Origin of the sequence: Dietzia sp. DQ11-44, from assembly GCF_014145205.1 — a bacterium.
Classification (GTDB): Bacteria; Actinomycetota; Actinomycetes; order Mycobacteriales; family Mycobacteriaceae; genus Dietzia; species Dietzia natronolimnaea.
Genome location: NZ_JAALEC010000592.1, coordinates 1 through 2,063, shown reverse-complemented (window position 1 = coordinate 2,063; position 2,063 = coordinate 1). Strand labels below are relative to the sequence as shown.

General features: G+C 72.2%; 1 protein-coding gene. It reads left to right on the top strand.

Annotated elements, in window-relative coordinates:
- The first annotated feature begins 127 nt into the window (after positions 1-127).
- The gene (locus G6018_RS13925; RefSeq protein WP_182639928.1) at positions 128-1,948 is read left to right on the top strand and encodes an alkaline phosphatase D family protein; all 1,821 of its coding nucleotides are present in this window, start codon (positions 128-130) and stop codon (positions 1,946-1,948) included.
- The last annotated feature ends 115 nt before the right edge of the window (positions 1,949-2,063 follow it).

Sequence of the window (2,063 nt, the reverse complement as noted above, 5' to 3'; positions counted from 1 at the left end):
ACCTGGCTACGCCGATTGGGAGACACGCCCTAGCTCCGGCGATCCCTGACTGCCCCTGACTGCCCCTGACGACCCCTGCCGCACCCATCGCGCCCGGCACCCCCCGGCCCGCGTGCACACTGGTGCAATGAGTCAGCCCCCCACGCCGCCCGAGATCCTGGTCGGCCCCATGCTCCGGTACGTCGACAGCACGGACGCGACGGTGTGGGTCGAGGTGTCCGCGCCGTGCACGGTGACGATCCGCGCCGGCGACGGCGAGGCCTCCGAACAGTCGTGGGGTGTCCACGGGCACCACTTCGCGGTGCTGCACCTTCGTGATCTCGAGCCGGGCGTGGAGACGCCCTACGAGGTGGCGCTCGACGGTGTTCCCGCCTGGCCACTGGAGCCGGATCGCCCCAGCGTCATCCGCACCCCGCGCGCCGACGACACGGTCCGCCTGTCCTTCGGGTCCTGTCGTCGGGGGGAGAGCCAGACCCCGGTGGCGCTGCGCCGGATCGGGGCCGATGCCCTGGTGGCGCTCGCGCATCAGATGGCCCACACGGCGCACGACGACTGGCCCGACGCCATGCTGTTGCTCGGCGACCAGGTGTACGCCGACATCCCCAGCCGGGAGATCACCGAGCGGCTGGCGGCGCGCCGTCGGGCCGGGGAGGGGCCCCGGTCGGTGCGCGACTCCGCCGGTGACGGTGGGGACCGGGACGTGTCCGGGGAGATCTGCGACTTCGAGGAGTACTCCTGGCTGTACCACGAGTCGTGGCGCGACCCGGACGTGCGCTGGTTGCTGTCCACCGTGCCGAGCTGCATGATCCTCGACGACCACGACCTGCGCGACGACTGGAACTCCTCCCACGCCTGGCGCCGCGAGATGACGGCCCAGCCGTGGTGGCGCGACCGCGTGAGGGGGGCGTTCGCCAGTTACTTCGTCTACCAGCACCTGGGCAATCTCGCGCCGCGGGAGCTGGAGCAGGACGAGGTGTACCGGGCGGTCCGGGGTGCCCGGTCCGATGCCGAACGCGAACGGATCCTCGACGAGTTCGCCCTGTCCGCCGACGCCGACCGGGGCACCGCGCGGTGGAGCTTCAGTCGCGACTTCGGGCGGGTGCGGGTGGTGATGCTCGACGTGCGGGCCTCCCGCCGGCTGGACCCCGCCGACCGGCGCGTGATGGACCCGCAGGAGTGGGAGTGGGCGCGGGAGGCCTGCCTCGGGGCCGAGGTCGACCACCTGGTGATCGCGTCGTCCCTGCCCGCGTTCATGCTGCCGGCGCTGCATCATCTCGAGGGGTGGAACGAGGCGGTGAGCCGCGACCGACCGGAGAAGCCGCTGAGCGCCCGGATCGGCGAATGGGTGCGGCTGACGGTGGACCTCGAGCACTGGGCGGCCTTCCGCAACAGTTTCGACGACCTGATCGGGTTGCTCACCGAGGTGGCGGCCGGGGATCACGGGCGCGCTCCCGCCTCGATCCTCATGCTGGGCGGCGACGTCCACTGCTCCTACCTCGAGGAGGTCGAGCTCACCGCGCCGCGGGTGACCGGGTCGCCGACGCGGGTGCACCAGCTGGTCATGTCCCCGTTCCGCAATTCTCTACAGAAGTCGATCCGGATGGTCAACCGGATCTCGGTGCGGTCTCCCGCGCCCGCGCTGACCCGTCGGCTCGCCGAGGCCGTGGGCGTCCGGGAGCCACGTGTCAGGTGGGAGGTCACCGACGGGATCTGGTTCCACAACGGGGTCATGACCCTGGTGATGCGCGGCCGCCGCGCCACCGTCAAGGTCGAGCACGCCCACGTCGAGTGGCCGGCCGGGGGCCTGGGGAGGGTCCTCACGCTGCTACCCGGTCTGGCGCCGGACTCCTGGGGTCGGAGGGGGCGACGACGACGAGGTGGGGATGACCTCGACGCCAAGCCCCGTCAGGTGTTGCGCAGGACGCTGACCAAGGAGCTCACCGACTGACCGGGGACCCGCCGGCCCGGTGTCGCCCGCCGGCCCGCGTGTCGGCGACGGTTCAGTCCAGTTCCGCGCGGAGTTCGCGCGCGGCGGCCGTGGGGTCGTCCGCGTCGGTGATCGC

What these genes read in the sequence shown, in the direction of transcription:
- G6018_RS13925 (WP_182639928.1), top strand. Translation starts at nt 128, where the DNA reads ATGAGTCAGCCCCCCACGCCGCCCGAGATCCTGGTCGGCCCCATGCTC.